Below are 21756 nucleotides of genomic sequence, written 5' to 3' on the forward strand. Positions count from 1 at the left end.
TCCGCGATGCATTGCCTGAAACCCGAGGCCGGACCTGCCGCCGCCTTAGTAAGGAGCCTCATGGAGGGTGGCGCGGGCCCGGGAGCCACCAAGGAGAGAGGCGTCGCACGGTGCCGTAACGGCACGCCGGCCTGCCCTTCACCGCCGATCGGAGCGAGCGCGCGATGACCGTCGTCACCGACCTCACGAGCAGGCGGCTTTCCGGCTGGTGCGATCTGCCCTGCTCCCCGATCGCGTCATCAATCGCCCGCCGCTGGGTGTCGGCGATGCTCGCCTCCTGGGATCTGCCTCTCTGCGCCGCCAATGAGGCGACGATCATCGAGCTGACCAGCGAGTTGGTCACGAACGCGGTCCAACACGCGGCCCCTCCCGCTCGGGGATCCTCCGACATAAGGATCAACGTGCGGGTGGGGGACACCACGGTCTGGCTGGCGGTCTGCGACTCCGATCCCACCCTCCCCACGCAGCGAGCCCCTGACTTCCTCGCCGAAAGCGGGCGTGGGCTGTTCCTGGTGGAGGCGCAGGCCGACCAGTGGGGCGCCGTCCAGCACGAAGCCGGCAAGTACGTCTGGTTCAGCCTGGAGTGCCTCGGCGATGCCCGACGGGCGGGCGAGGTGCCGACTGGCAGGACATTCGCTGAGCGTTCCCCATCCGGCGCCACGAACACGAAGGAGAATCCCCCATGTCCCCCGTCGTCCTTCCTCACGACGTCCACGGCTCCGGGCCGCACCGCGTAATCGCGTTGCACGGCTGGTTCGGAGACCGCGGCTCCTTCAGGAAGATCCAGCCCTACCTGGACGGCGACGCCTTCACCTACGCCTTCCCCGACTACCGGGGGTACGGCGAGGCCCGCGACCTCACCGGCGAGTACACCCTCGCCGAGATCGCCGCCGACGTGACGGCACTCGCCGACAAGCTGGGCTGGGAGACCTTCTCCCTGGTTGGTCACTCCATGGGCGGCACGGCGATGCAGCGGGTGATGCTGGACGCGCCCGGCCGGGTCCGCAAGCTCGTCGGCATCTCTCCGGTGCCGGCCTCCGGCGTGCCGTTCGACGAGCAGGGCTGGGCGTTGTTCTCCGGCTCCGCCGAGGAGCCCGCCAACCGTCGTGCGATCATCGATCTCACCACCGGCAACCGGCTTCCGGGCACATGGCTCGATGAGATGGTGGACAACTCGCTGCGGAACTCCACGGTGACCGCCTACCGGGCCTACCTGGACGCCTGGGCGCGCACCGACTTCCACACCGAGGTGGCCGGCGCCGCCACGCCCGTGCTCGTCATCGCCGGTGAGCACGACCCCGCACTTTCCGCCGATGTCATGCGGGGTACGTGGCTGCAGTGGTACCCGAACGCCGAGCTGCTGACATTCGCGGACGCCGGCCACTACGCGATGGATGAGACACCGTTGGCCCTGGTGTCCGCCATCGAACGTTTCCTGTCCGCCTGACGATCTCCAGATGGGATGTCCATGATCGACATGAATACGACGGTCAACGTGTTCGACCCGCGTATCTACGCACAAGGCATCCCGCATGAGACGTACCGCTGGCTGCGCGACCACGACCCCGTGCACTGGCACGAGGAGCACGAGGTCGGTGACTGGCCGGCAGGGCCCGGGTTCTGGGCGGTGACCCGCCACGCGGACGTCGTACGCGTGCTGCGCACGCCGATGGAGTACAGCTCCTGGCTCGGCGCCACCCAGATCCGTGACCCGGACCCCGCCGACCTGTCGTTCATCCGGCGCACGATGCTCAACCTCGATCCGCCGGACCACGGCCGGCTCCGGCGGATAGTCTCCGGCGTGTTCACCGCCAGGCGCATCGAGCGCTTCAGGACCGGCATCGCGGCACGGGCGCGCCTGCTCGTCGACGAGATCGCCGAGCGAGGCGAGTGCGACCTGCCGGTGGACGTGACCGACGACTACCCGATCCACAACCTCGCCGATCTCCTCGGCATCCCCTCCGCCGATCGCGGCCAGATCCTGGAGTGGACCAACCGCGTGATCGGCTACCAGGATCCCGACCACGCGACCGTCGTACGCGGCCCGGACGGCAAGCCGGTCAATCCGCGATCCCCGGCCATGCTCAGCGACATGTTCGAGTACGCTCACTCCCTCGCCGCCTACAAGCGCCGGAACCCGGCAACCGACGTCATGACCGCGCTCGCCACGGCGGAGGTGGACGGGCAGCGTCTCACCGATCCCGAACTCTCGATGTTCTTCTTTCTCCTGGTCATCGCGGGCAACGACACGGTGCGTTCGGCCCTGCCCGGCGGGATGCTCGCCTTGCTCGACCATCCAGACCAGCATCGTCGGCTGCTCGATCAGCCTGAGCTCCTCGACTCGGCCATCGAGGAGATGCTGCGCTGGCATCCCCCCGTCCTCAGCTTCCGACGTACAGCAGTACGCGACACCGTCCTGGCCGGACAGGCCATCGCCGCGGGCGACAAGGTCGTCGTCTTTCACGGTGCCGCCAACTTCGACGAGCGGCAGTTCCCCGACCCGATGCGGTTCGACATCGCACGCCGGCCCAATGACCACATCTCATTCGGAAACGGCCCGCACGTGTGCCTCGGCTCCCATTTCGCCCGGCTGCAACTCCGCGCGTTCTACCGCGAACTTCTTTGGCGGCTGCCCGACGTCGAGCTCGCCGGACCACCTGTCCGGCTGGTGTCGAACTTCATCGGCGGCATCAAGCACCTGCCCGTACGCTACACACCCGTACCTCGCCAAGGCGTCCGATGACCGCGGAGCACCACAGCACGGCCGCCTCCATGGCGGGCTCGAAGACGATCGACACCGGACTGCGGCTCCTGGAGATCCTCAGGGACCACCCGGACGGTTTGACGATCACCGAACTCGCGCAGTCGGCCGGGATCCATCGCAACGCCGTCTCCCGCCATCTGGCCGCCCTCGGCAACCACCGGCTGGTCGCACGGATCGGCACCCGCTTCACCCTCGGCCTCGGCATCGTCGAGCTCAACGCCGCCGTGCAGCACAGGCTCCGCAGCGCGGCCGCCTCCGCGCTCCAGATGCTGGCCGACACCTGCAACGCCACCGCTTTCATCACGGTGCTCGACATCGACGAGAGCCAGGCGGTCGTGCTCACCGTGGCCGAGCCGCGCGCCTCACAGATCCACGTCAGCTATCGCCCCGGTACCCGGCATCCCGCGAACCGCGGCGCCTCAGGGATCGCCATCCTGGCCGGCCGCCCGCCCCGCTCCGGGGAGCGCCCGGCGATAGCCGAGGCCCGCGTCTCCGGCTACTCGGTCACCGCGGGTGAGCTGCAGCCCGGGGCGTGGGGCGTCGCTGCCCCGATCACCACGCCCGGGCGCCCGGCCAACGCCAGCGTGGGCGTGGTCACCATCGGCGTGCGGGATGAGAGCACGATCGTCCCACTGGTGCTCAGCGCCGCGACCGAGATATCGCGGCTCCTCTAGCGCGACAGGGCAGGCCACCTCGCCCCTGCACCTCCATTGAAGAGGACGCTCGGGTGAATGCGCCCTCCGATGGGACAGGGCCGGCACGTCACGCCGGCAGCGGCCCTGCGTTCAAGGGTGAGCCATGGGTGCGGGTCAGCGCTTGCGTCTCTTCCCATGGTGGCCCCGAGCGCCCGGGCGAGGCCCCTCCACGAAGCGCAGCCGGTGGGTGCGGGCGCGCAGCGGCTCGGCCACCAGCCTGCGCAATTCGTCCATGCCGACCTCGGCGGGATGGCCGGAGCGCACGACCGTGTCGATGATCTCCGGCGCCTCACGTCCCGCGATCTGGGTGACCTGGTTCATGACCTCGTCAGGGCCGCCCAGCTCCAGCAGCGTGAGCATTCCTTCCGCCATCAGCAGCAGGTGCTCCTCCGACGTGAGGTCGTCGGGACGCAGCGCGTCCTCCTCGAGGAGAGCAGTCACGGCGATGGGTCCCAGCGCCCGATCCCCGCGCAGCCGCCTGAGGAGCGGCTGACCGTCGGGCAGCGCATCCGCCAGGGCGTCGAGCATGGCGGCGGCACGGGTACGGAACGGGCAGACGCGGATGGCGTCCAGCAGCGGCTCGACCTCGCCGCCGTGTGCCGCCAGCCAACCGTCCAGCTCCATCGCGGCCATGTCCGGCGGGTAGTGCTGCGCGAGCACGCCGAGCAGCTCGCCCGGTGCGGCCTGCGCCAGCTCGCCGACGAGCGGTGCGTCCCGGCCCTCCGCGAGCATCCGCTCCCGCATGGCTCGCACGCCCAGCGGTGTCAGGCTGACGAGCGGGCCCGGCTTGGCGAGGGGGGCGCGGAGGCGGTCCCGCGCCGCCGGCGGCAACATCTGCTCTTCGTCGTCGAGGTCGCTGGAGTAGAGCTCGTCGGCCATGCCGTGGTCCAGGTCCACGGCGCCCAGCTCGGCCAGCGCCTCCAGCGCCGCGACCAGGTCCCGGTCGACCTCCTGTCGCCACAGGTCGTGCCGGGGGTCATCGTCGTCGAGTTGGAAGTTCTCCTGGCAGGCCAGCCAGACCGATTCTTGGAGCCGGGCCACGGGGACGCGGCCCGGCAGGCCGTACACGCTGTTCAGCACATCCGGCATGGCCTCGTCGAACTCCTCGGCCAGCAGCGACGCACAGCTCTCCGGCGGGCCCAGCTCCATGCCAAGCTCGAAGAATGCCTCGAAGGCCCGCGCCCACAGCTGTTCCGGATCACGCAGGAGCGGCGCGGCCTTGGCCACGCGGACGAGACGGCTCTTGTGCACGCGGACCATGCGGATGCCTTTCGCCCATTCGAGCAGGAAGCTCAGCTTGGGCAGCTCCGTGGCACTGCGGGCCTTGAGGTCCTGCTCGCCGGTGCCGAGGAGTTCGGCCAGCTCACGGGCGTCGGCCAGGCGGAGGTTCCCGGCGGTGGTGAGCGGCCGTCCGTCCTTTCCCACCCAGTCGGCCAGAGCCGTCAGCCGCCGTACGGTCTGGCTCCGCGCCGCCGCGGCGGCCAGCTCCGGGGCGGGCGGCAGGGTGACGGGAAGCTGAGGGAACGCCCGCTCTTCGTCGAGCCCGGGGTCGAAGAAGCGCGCCTCCGCAATCTTTTCGAGCAGGTCGGCGTCGTACGCCACCCGCCCCGCGTCGATGTCTCGCTGGAACCTGTTCAGGACCTCCTGATCGGTGAGATCGACCCCGTGGTCGAGCGCCACCTGCGCCCAGAACTTCGCCAGCCCGAGACGCAGCGGGTCGTCCAGCACCGCCGGGTAGTCGTTCGCGGCCTCCGCCACGGCCGTCTCCAGCTCGACCGGCGTGGCGCCGCGCGGATCCCGCAGGCCAGTCGCGTCGAGGTAGCGCAGCAGCGTCAGCAGAGTTTCCGGCGCGGCCTCGAGCATCTCTCGCGGCGCGATGACGTACCGGGGAATCCATTCCCCCAGGAACCGCCCCACCTGTTCGGCGTTCCAGAAGGCCAGCCGCCCGTCCGTGCTGCGATGACGTGCGTCCAGGGCCGCCTCCAGCACAGTGGCGTCGGCCCTCAGCCCGCGACCACCGGCCCAGCCGAGGCAGCGGCGGATCAGCACGTCCTTGGCCGCCTCGAACTCCTCGTACTCGTCCGGCTCGAAAAAAGTGCGCATGATTCCTCGTGATCCCGGGGGTCGGTCTTCTTGCCCGCTGGCCATGGCACCACAGCAACCAGTGGCTCCCCATGATGGTCCGAACGGCCCCTTGGGCGGGCACGGGGACGGAAAATCACGCCCGCGGCCGACGACTCCTCCAAATGCCGAGCCAGGACACCGCCGGCCGATACCTAGCTGAACAAAGCAGACGATCCACAGAGGAGCTCATGGTCGAGTACGTGCTCGAACGTTTCCTCTACCGCTTGGCGGCGTCCCCTTTGGGCGGTCGGCATTTCATCCTCAAAGGAGGCCTGCTGCCCGCCCCACTCAGAGCCGGCCGGTGCCGCGGGAACCCTGCGAGCAATCGCGTTCACGTCGTACGCTGAAACCATGAAAGGCGGTGTCATGAGCGCTCAGCCCGTTGGCGGAGGCCCGGTAGACCATCCGAGAGTTCCGAAGACGATCGGCGGCATCTCCAACGCGCTGCGCGGAAGCCGCCGCGCTCAGTTCTTCGCCGAGCTTCTGGAAGCGCAGCAGGGCCCTGAGCTAGACGGGGTACTGACCGCTTGGTGGGGCCGCGCGATGCTCGACACCGATCCTGATCGGGACCGGGTACGCGCGGCGGCAGAAGCTGGAACCCTGCCGACCACGAGCATGGAGGAGGTCCTCCGCCGACGGCAGGAGCGCGGCGTCCGATGAGCGCGAAGCGAAGAGGACGACGACCTATGGCCGGTTGTCCCTTCGGAGATCGTGGCTGACACGCTTGCTGACCCATCGGTCTCAGCGGAGGTGTTCTCGACAGTGGCGGCACTCACGGTCGCGATCTGTGAGGACCCGTGGCTGGCTGGAAGCGACCAAGTCGGTGCCGATCCCGATTGGAGAGAGATCTTGATACCTAAGGGGTATGGCATCGCGGAGTACAGGATCGACAGGAAGAACCAGCAAGTCGTCCTGACCCGCGTAGTCCTGTTCTGACAGAATCCACCTGTCGCCGAAGATGCCGGCGAAGAGGCGGGCCACAACGTCTCGGCCCTCGTATTCGAGGGGCCATGGGTGGCATGGGGATGAATACGTCGTCCGTCAGAAGGGCCACCAGCGCATCGAGATCGGCGGACTCGTACACGCGTATCTTCAACCGGCCGATGACAAGGGTGTGGGCCAGCGACCATGTCGGGGCGGCGCCGGATCTCGGCTGATTGTCGGTACGCCCTGCCACCATGACCCGCATGACGACGACCGATCCCTTAGCCCCGTTCCAGTGGCCTAACGTGTCCGAGAGCAAGGGCGGCGGCCCACTGGGCGTGATCTTCAGCGTAGCCTTCTTCCGCGGGCTCGACCCGGCGGAGGTGGTGCGCCGCTTCAGCTGCGGCGAGGACTCCGGCCAGGAGTCGGACTTCGGCGGACTCGAGGACAAAGCCGACGAGTTCGTCAACGAGACGGATGGCGGGGATGGCGGCGGCTACGTGGGCGTCTCCCAGGCCGGCGAGTGGTGCGTGGCCATCGAGCCCCATGGGTGGATGGTGAAGTTCCACGAGGTGGTGACCAAGCTGTCGCGGGGCCGCCGGCGGCGGCGTATCCGCCGGAGCGGGCTGTGACCGTTAGCTTCTAACTTCGCGGCTGCCTCAGCAAGCCTCACTCGGCCCCTTCGTGTCGAACGCTTGGGCGACTGCAAGGCTGTCTTCGTAGACATGGTGACGGGTGACCAGGCCGTCTTCGACGGTGAGGTGCAAGGCGAACCGAGCGCCATAAGCACGCCCGGTGGAGCGGGCGGCCTCCGGCCAGTCCAGCTTCCAGTCGCCCCGCTCGGCATACATCTCAGCGATGCGCTCGGGATCGCCCTCGCCGATCCGGCGCAACAGCTCCTCCACGACAGCGCGGGTGGTCACGGGTACGGCTATGGACACGACGTATCACTCCGATCCGAAGTCCACGTCCGACTGACGCGGCGAGATCAGCATTCTGGCCAGCGCCGACAGATCGGCGCCATTACTTCCCAGGTAACGGCGCGGAACGTCAAGATCCACTTTCGCAACAGGCCCTAATCGTCCCTTCTTCCCTCGGAGGTGCCACCGCAGCAGGTCATGGATCCTCTGGGCAGTGCCGTCGTCCGCCTGCCCCACGCCAAAGTCCAACGCCCCGAGTCCGATAAGGCGACGGAACACGATCGGGTCTGCGGCCCAAACCCGCACGTGACCGTGATGAGGGCGGCCGGATCCCGGCGCGTCGCAGCCTCGTGCAACCGGTCAACGCCGGGGCGCTCCGCCGTAACATCCAGAACCGCGTTGAGCAGCGCCGCCCGACGGATCCTCAAAAGTAGCGCACCCAGCGTCCGACAGTGACGCCCCCTTTGGCCTTCGGAGCCCACAGCGCTCAAGCGCCTGTTCGTGTGGCCGCCATCTGGACAAGGGCGGCATCATGGGGCGCCGGCCCAGCGATTCAGTCCGCACCTACATCGGCTCGGGCGGTGGCAACGGCTTCACCACGGCTCCCGACGTGGTCCGCTTCACGACGGCGCTGCAGGAGGACGAGACGAGGTGCGATGGGACCTCGCAGCAATCGGCGCGTACCAGAGGCAAGGCTTGACGTGTTGGCTAATCACTTCGCCTCCCGTGCGCGTTCTGCGCCATCTGATGTTGCAGATCATGCGCCATATCTTGCATCATGTAATCATGAGCGTGAGCCGCACTCCCGTACCCCTCACTGACCAGGATCGAGAACTGCTGGAGGCCATCCGTACACCCGGCAGTGCGGAGAACATGGCCATCCAGCACCTGGCGGGCCAGACCCTTGGACCCGACACATCCACTGCGGCGGCCCTGCACACGCTGGTTGATGTGGCGCGCAAGGCGGTCCTGGAAGAGGTCATGGTTACCGGATACGCAGCCCTCGCCGCAGCACAGGACAATGAGGATCGCGCCTTCAGACGGGCCGCGCGCCGCCGCACCGCCGAGGTCGCCACCGACTGATGTCCTCCGGCAACAGCTACCCGCTTCGCGGGCGCATCTACATGGCTGATCTGGGCGAGGAGTACGGTGAAAAGCCGTACGTCATCGTCAGCAACAACGCTCGCAACCGTGCCCTGGCCACCTATCTCGCCGTACGGATCACCACCTCTTCCAAGCCTCCTCTGCCGAGCATCATCGAACTCGCGCCCGAGGACCCAGTCGTCGGGCGAGCGCTCTGCGACGACATTGTGATCCTTTTCGCCGAGGATCTGCGGCGCGACCTGGGGGGTATGAGTCTCCAGACGATGATGCGCATCAGTCAAGGACTACGGCACGCGCTCGCGCTGTAGGCAGCCCAGCAAAGGCGGTCCAGAGCCACGAGCAATTTCATCCAGGCGTCGACGGGCGTCGGGGCAGAGGTAAATCTATCTTCGGCATTGAAGGGGCGGCTCGGCCGTTCTACCGCGTTTCTGTATGGGATGACGTTCTCGACACCCTGGGCTTGGCGGACATACCGTCAACATGCCAGAGTTCCACCCGGCCCTGGCCGAACAGGGACGCCAGATCATCGAGCACGGACTGGATATTCCGCACGATACCGATCTGGTGCCCTTGTCTGACGCTTGTCCCGTGACGTTATCGAAGGCGATCTTACAGCGGCGCTGTTCTCTCACGGGGATGCCCTGGAATGGATCGTGTTCGAGTACGACGCCGGTTGGCAATCACGGGGCCTGACCGCGCTCCATGTCGACGACGCCCCCTGCACGGGCAGGAAGCGCGAGTCGACATACGATTCGAGGCCTGGACGCGCAGCCAGACCAGACACTGGAGCCTGGGCGGCCGGCACCTTATCCACACACGCATCCTCCGTGCTCAGCGGATAGCTCAGCTGCACGTGGCCACACGCACCATCGCGACACCGCAGGGCTGGGCGATCATGGTCTGGCGAGGCCGAGTTGACTGACGAGCAGCGGGTGGAGTGGGCGGCGCGCTGGACGAGTCGCGGCGGTTGGCGGAGCGGCCCTGTGAGCGCAGGGCGCGGAGTTAGACGTACGGTGCTCGTCGGCCACCGCCTGCCCGTTGCCGGTGAGCCGGGCCCGCCACCGTGACACCGCCCTGACCAGCGGTGCGTGTGATCCGATCGGCCTCGCTATGGTGGTCTCATGTCTCAAACGTCCCGCACCGAGCAGCAGCCCGGCGGTACGGACTCCGCTGCCGCCGAGGCGCTACGCGCCGCCGAGCAGCGCCTGCAGCAGGCCCAGTTGGCCTCGGACGTGGCGGAGCTGGACCGCTTGATCGACGACCGGCTGGTGTTCACCGGGCCGGACGGCCGGCACTACACCAAGCAGGACGATCTGGAGATACACCGGTCCGGCCGGCAGTCCATGACGCGGGTCGAGCAGGAGGACCTGAAGGTGCTCGTCGCCGGGGACACCGGCGTGACGTGGTTCCTCGGCACGCTGGAAGGTGTCATGAACGGCGAGCGGTTCCACGCCCGAGTGCGCTACACCCGTACCTGGGTGCGGGATGGCGGAGAATGGCGCCTGATCGCGGGGCACGTCAGCCCGGCCGACGCCGGCACCGCCCTGACTGGGTGACCGCCGCGCCGGTCCGTCGGTCACTCCCTGTGTACGGGCGGAAGCGCCGGCGGGTTCCCGCCGCTCGTCCTTCCCCGATCTGGAGGGCCGCTGGGCTCAGCTGCCCGGGCCACGGAGAAACCGGGGTTCCGTAGTCGGTAGTCACAAGTGAGCCTGGATTTGGGTATCGACCTGCGGGGACACGTGTAGGCCACCGACCACGGCGCTTACCACGTGAGCGTGACCACCGACACCGGCGCCAAGCTGTCCAGATCGCTGATCCGCGACGGCAAGATGCCGCCGCCCGGCACCCGCGACTGGATGCTCGACATCACCAGCCGGCCCGGCGACACCGACTCCTTTGTCGACGCCATGGATGGCCGGTCGGCCGGATGCTGGCCGACCCCAAGCACTTCTACCGCAGCTTCACCACCCAGGAACTGGATCGCCTCATGACCGCCCGCCCCACAGGAACACCGCCGCACCGTACGAGCACGCGACCATGCCGTTGACAGGCCACACACCTTGGGCGATGGCGGCCGAACGGGGTGAGCTGGTGGATGTCGTGGCGGGCCCGCAGCGCCGCGATCGCCGCCTGGTCCGGTGGCCCGCCGCCGGCCGTTCGGCCAGTTCCTGCAGGTAGTCCTCGTGGCCGCTCGGGGACACCATGAAGAGCATCCGCGCGGGCATGGGCTCGGCGTTGAAGAAGGCGTGTGGGCAGCCCGCGGGCACGTGCATGATCGCGCTCCGAGGTGTCCGGATCTGGACACGTGGTCTTCGTCAACCTGGATGATGCTTGGAACGTCCCACAGCGTCGTGTCCCCTACCTCTGGAGCCGCTCTATGGGTTACCCGCCCCAGCCGCACGACCCGTACGGCCAGCAGTCCGGCGCCCAGTCCGGCCCGCAGTACCCGCAGCCGTACCAGCCTCAGCCGTACCAGCCGCAGCCCTACAGCCAGCCGTACGGGCCGGTGCCGAGCGGTCCCCTGTATGGGCCAGTGCAGTACACGACGGTGAAGGAGTGGGGATTCAACCCGATAACCATGATCATTCATGGCTGTCTGTGGGTGTTCCTGCACTGGTGGCTGGCGCTGTTCACCATCGGGCTGTGGCTGATCGTGGCCATCCCGGTGTCGTTCATCGGCTGGAGGGTGACTCGCCATCTGCCGGTGCAGCACGTCCAGCATCCGCCCTACCCGCCGCAGGGGTATTAGGCCGAACACCAGATCAGCTCGAACCGGGAATCGCCTGCGTCGGTGGAGATAGTCGAACCGATCGCGCGGTAAAGGATCATCTCGGCGTACTCGCTCACCGCGAGGAACATCTTGCCGTTGACGTTGGAGCGGCGGTCATGGCCCGGCGAGCTACGGCAGCACAAGCGCGCCCGCGACCGCTGAAGTAATCTCCAGCACCGTGCGCCATAGGCGCGGCACCCACTCGGTGGGGCGCGAGCACCCGGGACAGGTCGCCGATGCGGCGCGGTCAGCCAGCCCACGGCGTACGCGTGCCCCACGCGGTAATCGGGATGCACGGCCACCAGCGCTGCCCGTCGCGCCGCGGGCACGCGGGCAACAGATCAGAATCTCTCTGGCAAATGCCACAGAGCGACACCGGGATCCCGCCGCCGACCCTCTCTTGCTCGCTTGACTCCCACAGCGCACGCCCGGCTCAGTCCGCGCTTTCGCCGGCCCGAGCCTCTGCATCCCGCCTGACACCCGCCTCATGGCTCGGCCAGGAGAGAGCTCTACTTCTGTCATGACACAGCGCGGAACCGTTCATAGCGTTCCTCAAGAAGGCCAGGGTCGGGATGATCAGCACGTCGACGAGGAATCGCGAGCCTGAGGTTTTGCATCTCCTGGAGCCCATGCTTCAACATCGGTCCGTCGATCTCCTCCAGGATGTCGGCGCGTACCTCGATGACGTAGTCAGGCCGGACGCCGAGGATGTTCTCGTCGTACGCCGCATGGTGGATCTTGCACAGGGAAACGCCGTTGGACACAGCCGGGACACCACGGGTGTCGCGATCAGGAATGATGTGGGCGGCATCGAGGAGTGATCGATGCCGCAGGCGACACATCGCACAACTACTCTCGTACGCCTGGATTACCCTTTGCCGAAATACCGGTTGATGCAGCCGTTGCTTGGTAATCCTGTGGGAATATCGGCGTTCGATCTCGCTCGTCACGCTGTCTATTGATAGGTACCGCTGAGCCTCATCCAACGCAACCGCGACTTGGGACTGTTCGGCCTCGACAGCGACGATCCAGACGGGAAAGAAGGGCAGGTACAACCCCTGCTTGATGCCGAAGAACCACATCAGCGGCACGCTGCGCTCGAAGGCGACTCGCAACCCGACGTTGGTGTAATGCTGTGGATTGCCCTGGAACTTGTACCGCAGAAGGCCGTCATCACCCACGGCGTCCTCGTAGGGCGCGCGTGCACCGTCGGAGGTGTAAGTGGTCAGGATCGACAGTGCAGCGGCCATGCCCTAGGGCTTCCGGATGCCCAACTGGTTGTCGATCAGTGGGAACGCTCGGCCCTCAAACTGGAAGCCAAGCAGTTCGTCACGCCGAACGACCGGATCTTCGGGCGTGCATCGCTGACGAAGCCACGCCATGGCCGCCGCTCGTACCCGGCTGTCCAAGTCGTCGCCCAGTGATGTGATCACAACCGAGTTCCTACACCTGCGACCAGCGCACCCGCTAGATACATAGCAGGACCAGCAACCGGAACCCGTCAAGAACGGCTGTGCGGTTTGGCCGGAGGTCACGGCACGCCATCCTCGCTACGCATCGGAAGCGCCTCTGGCTCCGGTGGACTGCCACACTACGACGCCACGTTGCAGACAGACAGGTCAGCCGCGCAGGCCGGCGCGCTTTGGACTGTGAACACCTCCGCCCACACCGCGGTCCCTCCGCAGGCGTCGCCACGCACGCCCCACCTGACCGCCATCTCGTCGACAATCCGCAAGCCGCGCCCCCGAGGATCTGTCTCGGTCGGCTCGCGCATCCGGGGAACCGTAGCCGAGCCGCCGTCGATTACATCGATCCGGGCCAGGTCGTCGCCGATTGCCGTGATGTCCACTGCGACGAGCCCACCGGGCAAGCCCGAGATGGTATGCACTACGGCATTCCCGACCAACTCGCTGACCACCAGCTGAGCACCGCTCACGTCGAGATGCCCCGCCATCGTCAGGACGTGCCCGACACAATGCCGGGCTGTCGACACAGAACGCGAAACTCCAGGGAACACCAACTCGGCCAGGAACTCTTCGCGCATAACGCCACCTCCTCAGAACCATCCGGTCGTACACAGGTCATTCGCATCCACACGTCGATCGCACGGCGTGGATTGCCTGGTGACATCCCGGTGTGACACATCAGTCACGCCGTGTAATCGAAGCCTGACTCACTCAGACAGTCAGTGCAAGCAGAACTGCAAATTTGCTACTTGATTCTCTTGCCTGCATACGATGCACAGGTCTGCAACGTACGGAAGACTGGTGGGCCACACGCTGAGAGGAGGTTGACAATGGCTGGTGGGCGAGGTCCCACGCTCCGGCGCCGCAGGCTCGCAGCAGAGCTCCGCGTCTTGCGGGAACGTTCTGGACTCACGGGCGAGCAGACTGGAGAACGGCTTGGGTGGTCCGTCAGCAAGGTCAGCCGCATCGAGACAGGGCAGGTTGGGGTGCGCACCGGCGATCTTACGGCGCTTCTCGACCTTTACGGCGTATCAGGCTCCAGGCGTGATGCTCTCGCGGATCTCGCGCGAACTGCTATGCAGCGCGGCTGGTGGGATACGTACGAGACAATCTCAACCGACTACGCGAACTACATCAGCCTGGAATCTGAGGCCACCGACATCCGGTGCTTCTCTCAAACCCTCATCCACGGCCTCCTACAAACAGAGGACTATGCACGGGCGGTCATCAAGGCGGCCCTGGTCCCGTTCACGTCCGCTTCTGAGGTTGATCGTCGCGTCGAGATCCGCATGACGCGGCAGAGGATCCTCCATCGGGACAACCCTCTCAGCATTTGGATGGTCCTGGATGAAGCCGCCCTTCATCGCCTGATCGGCGGTGCGGACATCATGCGAGCCCAGTGTGAGTCTCTGATCCAACTGTCGGAACTGCCCAACGTGACGATCCAGATCCTGGCCAGCTCCGTCGGCGCCCACCCCGGGGCCAACACCCCGTTCTCCATCCTGTCGTTTCCCGAGGTGTACGACCCTGACGTGGTCTACATCGAGACCATGACGAGCAGCCTCTGGATTGAGGACGATAGGGAGGTTCACCGCTATAGCCTCGCCTTTGACCAAATGCGTGCAATGGCGCTTAGCCCACATGAATCGGTAGAGCTGATCTCAGAAGTGGTTGGCCGTCTATAGATGGAAGAGGATCTGCCAGACATGCACACAAGTCCAATCGATCCCACCACTCTCACCTGGCGGAAGAGTCGGCGGAGCGACGGCGGCAACGGATGTGTAGAAGTCGCGTTGTCCGGCGCCATCCCAGCCGACGCGCCCCACAAGGCCGGCCGAGGACCCTTGGTGCTCTTCCGTGACAGCGAGAACCCAACGGGTCCCGTCTTGGCTTTTACTCGCTCTGAGCTTCAAGCATTCTTTGGCGGCGTCAAAGACGGTGAGTTCGACGATCTAATTTGAGTGGCTCAATCTGTTAGAACGGCGTGGCCGCCCTGCTGCACGCCACTGCAGCCAACGCGCATGCCCCGGACTGTGACCGGCATAGCTTTCGGAACGCAATCGCGCGCGCCAAGAGCCCTCGATCGCTCCGATGCCACCGCCCCGGGGTATGGGCCCGCTACGGGTCGTTCGTACGGGTTCGTGCACCGTCTTGTGGAGGAGGAGGGTTTGCCGCCCTGCGGCCGCAGGGCGGCAAACCGAAGGCCGTTCCGCGGCCGCGGTCTAGCTGATGCTGTTGACCCAGATGCCGATGGGGACGGACAACGCAGCGGACACAAGTACACCCGCAAGGAAGAAGCCCACTTCGCGACGCCAGGCAGCGCGGATGGTGGCCTTCGTCTCATTGACCAGTATCTGGCGAATCTTCTTGGCTTCTTCCTTATTGAGTTCGAGAAGGCGCTGCTGGTGCTCCGCTTCGGCGAGGAGTTGGTCTCGGGCGGCCTGCTGAGCTTCAAGATCGCGTCTGAGTTCATCCATCAGGGTGGCCGCTTCCGCGAAGGCGTTGTTGACGGCATCGACACGGCGTCGGAGCTGCTGGCGTGGGTCTTCCTTGGCTTGCCTCAGTCGTTTGAGGTAGTGAAGGCCCTGGTGGATTGCCTGAGCGGGCGCGACGATGAACCCCAATAGCAGTGCGATGCCCATGCCAAAGGCGGCAGGTTCCAGAAACCGCTGTTCGTCGATGGCCATGAGTATGACGGCGATGAGGAAGAGGCAGACAGCAAAGATGCCGAGTCCTTCAAGGACGTAAGCAATCCAGGTGTAGCGGCGGGTGTTTTTCGAGGGCACCGCTCCATTGCATCGCGTAGTGGCGGCTGAAGAGAAGAGATGGCCGAATCTCCATGTCGCCTACTTCCCCGACTGGGTAAGGCCGTCAGCTGAATGACTGCGGCTACCCCTCATTGGGCCAGTTCTCCTTGAGCGCCACAAAGGTCCCCCTGCCCTGAATCGTGACCACCCAGCCTTCCTTGCGTAGAAGCTCCATGGCACGCCGTACCGAGCCGCGGGCGACGCCGTGCTCCTGCTGCAGGGGCGCGGGCTGGTCGAGCGCGATGAGGTGACAGTGGGGCGAGCATCTCACCAGGCGGCGCCGACAACACGGTGAAACCGAGGTGAGCAGGTAGCGGGCGTCCATGGCCTCACGCTAGGCGATCTCCGGCGAAGAGCCTGCTGCTCTTCGGGCTAGGTGAAACCGTTCGAACGGCCAGTGCCGCTCGGCCGTTCGCCCGGTCCCCTCAGGCGGTGGCCGACCTGGTCGCGGGTGTCTACACCCGCGGCAAGGTCGTGGTCACGTTCTGACTTCACCAGGGAGAGGCACGATGAGCGCAGGCAAGATCATCTTAACCGCGACCGCGCTGTTCACCGCGATCAGCCCGCTCGTGGCGGACTGGAACGAGACCCACATCCACAACCCCAACTGGCCGCCGCACGCCAAGTTCCACAACGGGCAGACCATGAGCATGGGACCGGCGCTGGGACTGTCCACGCTGGCCGCGCTGTGGTTGCGGCGCACGGAGCTCTCCCATGACCGCCTGCTCGCCGCCACGACCGCAGCCCTTCCAATTCGGCACGGATCACCTGGCCTTCCACCTGACCGACAGCCTTGGCCCTGCGAACCATGCTCAACGGCATCGACGACTACTACACAGCATGGGGAGATACGCGCTGGCATCCGTTCAAGGCCATATCCGGACCGGCGTTCCTCGGCTGGGTCGTACTGGCCATCGGCGCCTACCGCTCCGGCGCCCTGGGGCCGGGCCGCTCGATCGCGCTCGGCCTGATGTCGGCGCTCGCGCTCGGGCCGCTCAAAGGCACCCAAATCCCGCAGTCCTTCATCGCCGTGGGCGGCCTCTGCGTCGCCTTCATCCCCCTGGGCATCTCCCTGCTGCGCAGCGGCCCCCCGCCGACCAGACGCGCCATGGTCTGGGTCGTCGTCCTCATCGTCGTGCACATCCTCATGACGGCCTACGGCCCAGGGGGATGACGCTCCGGACCAGTGGTACGTCGGCAAGCCCTTGAACCCACCTCAACGGCACCGGCATCTGCACATCTACCTGCGATTATAGGACGCCACGCTCCGATGACAATTCCCGCAGGTCACCGGGCCGGGGAGGGCCTCCCCAGTTCCCGCCGTCACTATCGATACGTTCCGCGCCCCATACGCCGGGGAGTCCTTCACGGCTGCGCTTCCAGGGTCTTTACCGCTTCCATGGCCTTCACCCCGATTTCGAAGGGCTCGGCTCTCCCTGTTCCCCCCGAAAGCAGGCTGAGTAACGACGCCGCAAGCTTCGCTTCATGCCACGGACCGCATCCTCGCTCCCCATAAGGGCCTTTGCCGCTGGGCTTCGACACCAGGCGTTTCCCCCCGATGCCGCCAGCCTGCTACCGGGCCTCCTGGCAGCTACCCGGACCGGACTCACACCGGCAAGCGACGACGAGCTTGCGAACACGAAGAATAGGCGTTATTGCGGCCGGTGTCTGGCAGGCATCAGCCTGCGATGGAGGCGTTGGCCTCCGTGATGAACTTCCGTGCGGCGTCGTCAGGGGTCATCCGGCCGAACAACACCTCATCCGTATACCGCTTGAGGATGCCCTCCATGGCGCTGGCGAGCTTCGGCGGGGCGGCAGGCGGATCCGTGAGCTCGCCCTTGATCTCGCCGAGGAAGGCCAGCGTCTTCCTGTCAGTCTCCGAAAGTTTGTCCTGGACCGCCGCCAGTACCTTGGAGCTGGCCGGAAGGCCGCGGTCACTGAGGATGATCCGGCCCGCCTCCGGGTCGTTGATCATGAAGTCGATGAACTTGGCGGCCTCGGCCGCGTGCTCGGACTTCGCCGAGGCGGTGTAGAACATCGCGGGCTGCAGGAACATGCCGCCGGCGGAGGCGCCCTGTACCTTCGGCATCCGCAGCAGCTCCATTACCTTGCCGCCCGACGCCTTGCTGATCGCGCCGAGCTCGTTGCTCCACCACATCCCCATCGCGCCGTTTCCGGTGGCGAACAGCGACCGGTCCGCGTTCTGGGCACCGAGCTCAACGCTCTTGGCGATGTCAGGAGAACCCTTGGTCTTGGCCAGCTTCCGGTGGATGGCCCACCATGCCTTGAGCGTATTGGGCGATACGCCGATCTTGTTGCCGTCATAGAAGCGCTCGCCCCGCTGAGCGGCGAAGATCTGCAGGAAGGCCGGATTGAAAGCCTGCTGCGTGCCGTAGACCTTGCCGCCGGCCCCCGCGGTGATCTTCGCCGCCAAGTCGATGTATTCTTCCCAGGTCCACCTGGTGTCGTCGGGTAGTTTCTGCCCCACGCTCTCGATCGCCTTCGGGTCCACGACCAGGGACCAGGCGTTGACCCCGGTGGGGATGGCGAACTGCTTGCCGTCGATCGCGCCGGTGGCCAGCACCTTGCCGTCGATGTCGGCAGTGTTGACCCTGCTGGAGAGGTCGGCGAGCGTGCCGCGCTCGGCGTACTCCCGCAGGCCGCGGATCTCGATCGTGATGACGTCAGGCGCATCCTCGCCCGCGACCTTCGTAGCCAGCGTCTCGTAGTAGCTGCCGAAGCCGGAGAACTCTCCCACGACGTCGATGTTCGGGTTCTTCGCCTCGAACCTCTTGATCGCCTCTTCGGTCATCTTCTGCCGAGCGTCAGTGCCCCAGTAGGAGAAGCGCAGCTTGATCTTGCCGTCGGTGCCTTCGCCGCCGCAGGCCGCAGTGATCACCAGCACAGCAGTGGCCAGCAACGCTACCGTCCACATCTTCTTGCCAGAGCCCACGGCTCTACCTCCTGGGCGGTGGAGGACCTGCTTCGGTCCGGGGGTGGTCACACCATGGATCAGGTACTTCGTCCGGCCAGGAAGAGGTCGAAGATCAGCCCGAGCGCGCGTTGATCGGCATGGCGAGCATCGGGGCCCACGACGACTCTCCACCGGAGTCAAAGAATCCTGCAAGGCTACCGGGGCAGTGAGGTTGTCGGAAATTATTCAGATAGAGGGAAAGGCTGATAAAGTCGATCCGTGCCCAAATGGGCGTTTAGTCCTTTCCGATCCCGCGTTCAGGTAACGCGCCATGCGGAGGCGGATTCACCGGTGAGGCGGCGGATCATGAGGTCGCTCATGCCTCGATTGCTGCACCGTTTGGCGGCAATTCCATCGTCTGGAATTGCGCGGATGAGCTGGACGAATACGCCATTTACGTGATCTGAGCCGAACGGCGAGACCACCTCCACATGCCGATCCGCGCGTTGACGAGGACAGCGTCGTACGGGGCTGCTCAACGTGAAGCCTCTGACCGGAGGTGATGGTGCGCCCTGCGGCATCGGGCCGCCAACTGCCGTCCCGACCCGAGCGTGGTTCAGGCGAAGCCGAGATCGATGGTCATGCCCCGGCGTCGCTCTTCGGCCCAGCGGTCGGGCTCCATCCCGGTGAACGCCCGGATCAGAGTCGACCTGCCGTGATCCACGTGACCTGCGGTCGGGATCACCCACATGTGAGCTCGCTGTGGGCAGGCTCGCCTGGGCCTCGTGGGCGGGTGGGGATGGCGAGGCGGACGACCTGGAGCCCGGCTGTCGTCCATGCCTGGAAGCCACCGATCACATCGGTGGCGTTCGCCAGCCCGACCTGCCTGAGGGACGATGCGGCGAGGCTGGAGGAGTAGCCCTCGTCACACAGGATGATCCACTGGATGTCCGCGGAGGTGGCCTCGGGGATCCGCGCGTCGCAGAGCGGATCGAGCCGCCACTCCAGATGGTTGCGTTCGATCACGATGGCGCCGGGCACTTCGCCACCGCGTCGACGCTGAAACTCCGGCCGCGTGTCCACGATGAAGGCATCGGCGCTGCCCGCCGCGGCCCAGGCCTCGACAGGCAACAGGCGACGTAGTCCGGCACGTGTCTGAGCCAGCAACTCGTCGATGCTCACGGCGCTCCAGAAGGTGTGATCTGGCGGAGACGGACGGGAATCGAACCCGCCGCGCCGAGATACTCGGCGCCACCGGTTTTGAAGACCGGGAGAGCCACCAGGCACCTGGACGCCTCCGGCCGTGATCTTAATCCTCCCGAACGCGAAGGTGAAGGCTTTTCGCCCATCTCAAGATCGTCAGACTTTTGGCCATGAAGCGGGAGCGATCACGTGCCCGCCACGACCGCGGCCACCCGCAGGTCCACGAGGCAGTAAGGGGGAGGGCAGATTCGCGTCGCGACAAACCCCGGAGGGATGCGAACCGGCGAGCGGCCTCGAGCACTCTGATGGGACGCGCGAGCTGGTCATCATCCGCAACCCCGATCCCGATTCGCGCCCGCCATACCTGATCCGGCTGCCTCTTGGCGACGGGCTGTTCCTGCGGGCGGGTGGCACTTGGCCGCGGGAGAAGGCCATTTATTGCTTCCCGGTCGGGCCTGAGGAGTGGCCGAATGAGCCGGAGGTGGTGGAACAGGTGCCGGTCCGCTCATGTGTACGGCGGGGCGCGGCGATCGCCCTGGTACTGGACCGATCCCGGGAGAACCGTTCGCAGCGGAGGAGTGGTGGTCTGGACGGTCAGCGTGGCGCCCATCCGGATCTTGGCGTGGGCAACATCGAACAGGGTCCGGAACGTCACTACGCAGTTGCAGCCGGTCCTCCTGCTGTAGAGCAGAAAGACCTGGCCGAGCTGGCGGCCCTGCCTGTCCCTGATCGTCCGGACGCCGTCCTTCACCACACGGAAACCGTCGCCGCAAACGCTCTGCGGCGTCTCGGTGGCCGCCTGCGCGGGCGCGGCGGCGGCGAGCACACCAGCGGCAAGGAGGGCTGCGGCGACGGTCGTCTTCGCGGACAGGAACACGTCGCGTTCCCTTCATAGATCGAACACCGGATCAGAGACCGTGTCCGATCAAGAAGTTCACTGGTTTCCGTTCAGACTCTCCACGACTCGCGTCGATCGTGCTGGTGTGGGACAGGGTGCCCTCCACATCCCCGTGGAGGCCACCCGGTCTGGTCACAAGAGGTTCAGCCGCAGTGCACGTTGTTGAGCTTGACGCTCGTCCACGCCGGTGAGATTCCTTCTACGTCAATACACTGGCCGGGCGCGGAGACGTACACCGGGCCGGCGTAGTACTTGTAGTTGTCGGCGTCGGCGTCTTTCCCGCTGCCATCGCCTCTGGATATCGTGACGCCCTTCCAGCTCGTGGTGTTGGCGTAGGGGCCGTCGCCGTAGGTCAGGGCGCAGTTCTTGCCGGTGCTGGAGCTGTAGTACACCTCCAGAATGCCCGTACGGTACCCGTACTTGTCGATGCCGATGCTGTAGACACCGACCCGGGAGTAGCTGCTGCCGCAGGGTCCAGCTGCGCCGGCCGGGGCGGCGCCCGCCACCAGCGTGGTAGAGGCAGCCAGGGCCGCGCCGGCCAGGAGGGTCGCCAGCTTTCGTGTGCGCACGAAAATCCTTTCGATCGCCATTGGTGTGATCATGACTACCACTGGCTCACGACCCCCACCCACGAGTCGTACTCGATGTGAGGATTCGCACATAGTTCCGCCCCGCGCCGCCCCCGGCTCCGGACTCGTCGAAGGCATCGAGACCCGTATTGTCAACGAACGTGTTGGTCTTGCCAGCTTTCGCACCTGAAATTCTTGTGCAGTAGCGGCCGGGACTGGTTCGAGGAGGACCCGGTAGCCGAGGGTCTTCAGCTCGCGGATGTGGTGGCGTCTGCAGCGTTCGGTGCTGAGACGGCGCTGGGTAGAAATCGCGGCCGAGATCGACGAAGTCGGTGTCAGGTTGGATTGCGCGAATCACGCTATACCTGCGATATAGCGTCCTCCCGGGTCAACAGCCCGCACGCCTGGGCCACATGGTCAAGCGCTTCACCCAGGTCATCGCCCCATATCAGTGGCATGCGGCAGACGTTCCTTGCTGTCCAACCGGCAGCACCAAACCTTGCCGCGACACCCCAAGGAGAACGATGGGTCCCCGTGCCATATCCAAACCGCAGTGGCAGCAACTGCGATCGCCATGGCTGTCGCCACGCCGGCCGGC

Annotated in this window: 27 protein-coding genes, 1 tRNA gene and 1 pseudogene; 16 read left to right on the forward strand and 13 right to left on the reverse strand. The window is 66.1% G+C overall.

Annotation, left to right across the window (positions count from 1 at the left end; all coding sequences use genetic code 11):
* Positions 1-164: 164 nt before the first annotated feature.
* Genes EDD27_RS38930 through EDD27_RS38945 form a run of 4 tightly spaced genes read left to right on the forward strand, consistent with a single transcriptional unit; the run spans position 165 to position 3438 of the window.
* Entirely contained in the window at positions 165-737 is a 573-nt protein-coding gene (locus EDD27_RS38930; protein ID WP_127936833.1) for an ATP-binding protein, read from the forward strand.
* Positions 683-1447, forward strand: coding sequence for an alpha/beta fold hydrolase (locus EDD27_RS38935; RefSeq protein ID WP_127936834.1), 765 nt, complete (start codon positions 683-685; stop codon positions 1445-1447). Before EDD27_RS38930 ends, EDD27_RS38935 begins: the two co-directional genes overlap by 55 nt.
* 21 nt (positions 1448-1468) lie before the next feature.
* Positions 1469-2743, forward strand: a complete 1275-nt coding sequence (locus EDD27_RS38940; RefSeq protein ID WP_241564489.1) for a cytochrome P450 — start codon at positions 1469-1471, stop codon at positions 2741-2743.
* Positions 2740-3438, forward strand: coding sequence for an IclR family transcriptional regulator (locus EDD27_RS38945; protein ID WP_127936835.1), 699 nt, complete (start codon positions 2740-2742; stop codon positions 3436-3438). The genes EDD27_RS38940 and EDD27_RS38945 overlap by 4 nt, the downstream gene beginning before the upstream one ends.
* Before the next feature lie 135 nt (positions 3439-3573).
* Here EDD27_RS38945 and EDD27_RS38950 read toward each other — a convergent pair whose 3' ends face one another.
* Positions 3574-5562 (reverse strand): hypothetical protein, encoded by a 1989-nt coding sequence (locus EDD27_RS38950; protein WP_127936836.1) that lies wholly within the window; start codon positions 5560-5562, stop codon positions 3574-3576.
* A 372-nt stretch (positions 5563-5934) separates the two neighbouring features.
* Between EDD27_RS38950 and EDD27_RS38955 the strand changes: the two genes are divergently transcribed.
* From EDD27_RS38955 to EDD27_RS38970, 3 genes are all read left to right on the forward strand, one after another.
* Complete coding sequence (locus EDD27_RS38955; RefSeq protein WP_206641848.1) at positions 5935-6243, forward strand: hypothetical protein; 309 nt, start codon at positions 5935-5937, stop codon at positions 6241-6243.
* 51 nt (positions 6244-6294) lie between these two features.
* Positions 6295-6519 (forward strand): hypothetical protein, encoded by a 225-nt coding sequence (locus EDD27_RS38960; protein ID WP_206641849.1) that lies wholly within the window; start codon positions 6295-6297, stop codon positions 6517-6519.
* Between the two features lie 251 nt (positions 6520-6770).
* On the forward strand, positions 6771-7139 hold the full coding sequence (locus EDD27_RS38970; RefSeq protein WP_127936837.1) for a DUF6461 domain-containing protein: 369 nt from the start codon (positions 6771-6773) through the stop codon (positions 7137-7139).
* Positions 7140-7166: 27 nt separating this feature from the next.
* On the opposite strand, the gene EDD27_RS38975 is transcribed toward EDD27_RS38970, so the two are convergent.
* Entirely contained in the window at positions 7167-7430 is a 264-nt protein-coding gene (locus EDD27_RS38975; RefSeq protein ID WP_241564490.1) for a nuclear transport factor 2 family protein, read from the reverse strand.
* A 723-nt stretch (positions 7431-8153) separates the two neighbouring features.
* On the opposite strand from EDD27_RS38975, the gene EDD27_RS38980 reads away from it, so the two are divergent.
* From EDD27_RS38980 to EDD27_RS38995, 4 genes are all read left to right on the forward strand, one after another.
* On the forward strand, positions 8154-8510 hold the full coding sequence (locus tag EDD27_RS38980) for a hypothetical protein (RefSeq protein WP_127936839.1): 357 nt from the start codon (positions 8154-8156) through the stop codon (positions 8508-8510).
* Positions 8510-8839 carry a type II toxin-antitoxin system PemK/MazF family toxin gene (locus EDD27_RS38985; protein WP_127936840.1) on the forward strand — a complete coding sequence of 110 codons (330 nt, stop codon included), beginning with the start codon at positions 8510-8512 and terminating at the stop codon, positions 8837-8839. The genes EDD27_RS38980 and EDD27_RS38985 overlap by 1 nt, the downstream gene beginning before the upstream one ends.
* An 813-nt stretch (positions 8840-9652) precedes the next feature.
* A complete protein-coding gene (locus EDD27_RS38990) occupies positions 9653-10087 on the forward strand; it encodes a nuclear transport factor 2 family protein (protein ID WP_127936841.1) in 435 nt (144 codons plus the stop codon).
* A gap of 219 nt (positions 10088-10306) precedes the next feature.
* Positions 10307-10522 (forward strand): hypothetical protein, encoded by a 216-nt coding sequence (locus EDD27_RS38995; RefSeq protein ID WP_127936842.1) that lies wholly within the window; start codon positions 10307-10309, stop codon positions 10520-10522.
* On the opposite strand, the gene EDD27_RS39000 is transcribed toward EDD27_RS38995, so the two are convergent.
* On the reverse strand, positions 10517-10804 hold the full coding sequence (locus tag EDD27_RS39000; RefSeq protein ID WP_127936843.1) for a cupin domain-containing protein: 288 nt from the start codon (positions 10802-10804) through the stop codon (positions 10517-10519). The two genes, EDD27_RS38995 and EDD27_RS39000, sit on opposite strands and share 6 nt — an antisense overlap.
* Before the next feature lie 104 nt (positions 10805-10908).
* On the opposite strand from EDD27_RS39000, the gene EDD27_RS39005 reads away from it, so the two are divergent.
* On the forward strand, positions 10909-11280 hold the full coding sequence (locus tag EDD27_RS39005) for a hypothetical protein (protein ID WP_127936844.1): 372 nt from the start codon (positions 10909-10911) through the stop codon (positions 11278-11280).
* Between the two features lie 539 nt (positions 11281-11819).
* On the opposite strand, the gene EDD27_RS39010 is transcribed toward EDD27_RS39005, so the two are convergent.
* Entirely contained in the window at positions 11820-12551 is a 732-nt protein-coding gene (locus EDD27_RS39010) for an HNH endonuclease (protein WP_206641850.1), read from the reverse strand.
* A gap of 341 nt (positions 12552-12892) precedes the next feature.
* Positions 12893-13345, reverse strand: coding sequence for an ATP-binding protein (locus tag EDD27_RS39015; RefSeq protein ID WP_127936845.1), 453 nt, complete (start codon positions 13343-13345; stop codon positions 12893-12895).
* 252 nt (positions 13346-13597) lie between these two features.
* On the opposite strand from EDD27_RS39015, the gene EDD27_RS39020 reads away from it, so the two are divergent.
* Positions 13598-14452, forward strand: coding sequence for a helix-turn-helix domain-containing protein (locus EDD27_RS39020; protein ID WP_127936846.1), 855 nt, complete (start codon positions 13598-13600; stop codon positions 14450-14452).
* Positions 14453-14473: 21 nt separating this feature from the next.
* Positions 14474-14728, forward strand: a complete 255-nt coding sequence (locus EDD27_RS39025) for a DUF397 domain-containing protein (protein WP_127941257.1) — start codon at positions 14474-14476, stop codon at positions 14726-14728.
* Positions 14729-14989: 261 nt separating this feature from the next.
* Here the strand turns inward: EDD27_RS39025 and EDD27_RS39030 are convergent, their stop codons facing one another.
* Complete coding sequence (locus EDD27_RS39030) at positions 14990-15553, reverse strand: hypothetical protein (protein WP_127936847.1); 564 nt, start codon at positions 15551-15553, stop codon at positions 14990-14992.
* A gap of 103 nt (positions 15554-15656) precedes the next feature.
* Positions 15657-15899 carry a GntR family transcriptional regulator gene (locus tag EDD27_RS39035; protein WP_127936848.1) on the reverse strand — a complete coding sequence of 81 codons (243 nt, stop codon included), beginning with the start codon at positions 15897-15899 and terminating at the stop codon, positions 15657-15659.
* Between the two features lie 184 nt (positions 15900-16083).
* Here EDD27_RS39035 and EDD27_RS58995 point away from each other — a divergent pair.
* Together EDD27_RS58995 and EDD27_RS39040 are read left to right on the forward strand one after the other, a co-directional pair.
* Positions 16084-16260, forward strand: a pseudogene (locus EDD27_RS58995) (DUF6640 family protein); the annotation flags it as partial.
* Between the two features lie 122 nt (positions 16261-16382).
* Positions 16383-16748: a hypothetical protein gene (locus tag EDD27_RS39040; RefSeq protein WP_164903989.1), complete on the forward strand. Its 366-nt coding sequence runs from the start codon at positions 16383-16385 to the stop codon at positions 16746-16748.
* A 504-nt stretch (positions 16749-17252) separates the two neighbouring features.
* Here the strand turns inward: EDD27_RS39040 and EDD27_RS39045 are convergent.
* From EDD27_RS39045 to EDD27_RS39065, 6 genes are all read right to left on the reverse strand, one after another.
* Positions 17253-18527 carry an ABC transporter substrate-binding protein gene (locus EDD27_RS39045; protein ID WP_127936850.1) on the reverse strand — a complete coding sequence of 425 codons (1275 nt, stop codon included), beginning with the start codon at positions 18525-18527 and terminating at the stop codon, positions 17253-17255.
* A gap of 577 nt (positions 18528-19104) precedes the next feature.
* Positions 19105-19239, reverse strand: coding sequence for a hypothetical protein (locus EDD27_RS58050; RefSeq protein WP_277750787.1), 135 nt, complete (start codon positions 19237-19239; stop codon positions 19105-19107).
* Positions 19230-19670 (reverse strand): rhodanese-like domain-containing protein, encoded by a 441-nt coding sequence (locus EDD27_RS39050; RefSeq protein ID WP_127936851.1) that lies wholly within the window; start codon positions 19668-19670, stop codon positions 19230-19232. The genes EDD27_RS58050 and EDD27_RS39050 overlap by 10 nt, the downstream gene beginning before the upstream one ends.
* Positions 19671-19691: 21 nt before the next feature.
* Positions 19692-19787 (reverse strand) — tRNA-Sec (locus tag EDD27_RS39055).
* Positions 19788-20196: 409 nt separating this feature from the next.
* On the reverse strand, positions 20197-20568 hold the full coding sequence (locus tag EDD27_RS39060) for a hypothetical protein (protein ID WP_127936852.1): 372 nt from the start codon (positions 20566-20568) through the stop codon (positions 20197-20199).
* 164 nt (positions 20569-20732) lie between these two features.
* Positions 20733-21158: a hypothetical protein gene (locus EDD27_RS39065; protein ID WP_127936853.1), complete on the reverse strand. Its 426-nt coding sequence runs from the start codon at positions 21156-21158 to the stop codon at positions 20733-20735.
* Positions 21159-21756: the final 598 nt, after the last annotated feature.

The sequence above is a fragment of the Nonomuraea polychroma genome (assembly GCF_004011505.1).
Lineage (GTDB): Bacteria > Actinomycetota > Actinomycetes > Streptosporangiales > Streptosporangiaceae > Nonomuraea > Nonomuraea polychroma.

Coding starts and splice junctions, on each gene's coding strand:
- EDD27_RS38930 (WP_127936833.1), top strand. CDS start 165: ATGACCGTCGTCACCGACCTCACGAGCAGGCGGCTTTCCGGCTGGTGC.
- EDD27_RS38935 (WP_127936834.1), top strand. CDS start 683: ATGTCCCCCGTCGTCCTTCCTCACGACGTCCACGGCTCCGGGCCGCAC.
- EDD27_RS38940 (WP_241564489.1), top strand. CDS start 1,469: ATGATCGACATGAATACGACGGTCAACGTGTTCGACCCGCGTATCTAC.
- EDD27_RS38945 (WP_127936835.1), top strand. CDS start 2,740: ATGACCGCGGAGCACCACAGCACGGCCGCCTCCATGGCGGGCTCGAAG.
- EDD27_RS38950 (WP_127936836.1), bottom strand. CDS start 5,562: ATGCGCACTTTTTTCGAGCCGGACGAGTACGAGGAGTTCGAGGCGGCC.
- EDD27_RS38955 (WP_206641848.1), top strand. CDS start 5,935: ATGAAAGGCGGTGTCATGAGCGCTCAGCCCGTTGGCGGAGGCCCGGTA.
- EDD27_RS38970 (WP_127936837.1), top strand. CDS start 6,771: ATGACGACGACCGATCCCTTAGCCCCGTTCCAGTGGCCTAACGTGTCC.
- EDD27_RS38985 (WP_127936840.1), top strand. CDS start 8,510: ATGTCCTCCGGCAACAGCTACCCGCTTCGCGGGCGCATCTACATGGCT.
- EDD27_RS38990 (WP_127936841.1), top strand. CDS start 9,653: ATGTCTCAAACGTCCCGCACCGAGCAGCAGCCCGGCGGTACGGACTCC.
- EDD27_RS39000 (WP_127936843.1), bottom strand. CDS start 10,804: ATGCACGTGCCCGCGGGCTGCCCACACGCCTTCTTCAACGCCGAGCCC.
- EDD27_RS39005 (WP_127936844.1), top strand. CDS start 10,909: ATGGGTTACCCGCCCCAGCCGCACGACCCGTACGGCCAGCAGTCCGGC.
- EDD27_RS39010 (WP_206641850.1), bottom strand. CDS start 12,551: ATGGCCGCTGCACTGTCGATCCTGACCACTTACACCTCCGACGGTGCA.
- EDD27_RS39015 (WP_127936845.1), bottom strand. CDS start 13,345: ATGCGCGAAGAGTTCCTGGCCGAGTTGGTGTTCCCTGGAGTTTCGCGT.
- EDD27_RS39020 (WP_127936846.1), top strand. CDS start 13,598: ATGGCTGGTGGGCGAGGTCCCACGCTCCGGCGCCGCAGGCTCGCAGCA.
- EDD27_RS39025 (WP_127941257.1), top strand. CDS start 14,474: ATGCACACAAGTCCAATCGATCCCACCACTCTCACCTGGCGGAAGAGT.
- EDD27_RS39035 (WP_127936848.1), bottom strand. CDS start 15,899: ATGGACGCCCGCTACCTGCTCACCTCGGTTTCACCGTGTTGTCGGCGC.
- EDD27_RS39040 (WP_164903989.1), top strand. CDS start 16,383: ATGCTCAACGGCATCGACGACTACTACACAGCATGGGGAGATACGCGC.
- EDD27_RS58050 (WP_277750787.1), bottom strand. CDS start 19,239: ATGTGGGTGATCCCGACCGCAGGTCACGTGGATCACGGCAGGTCGACT.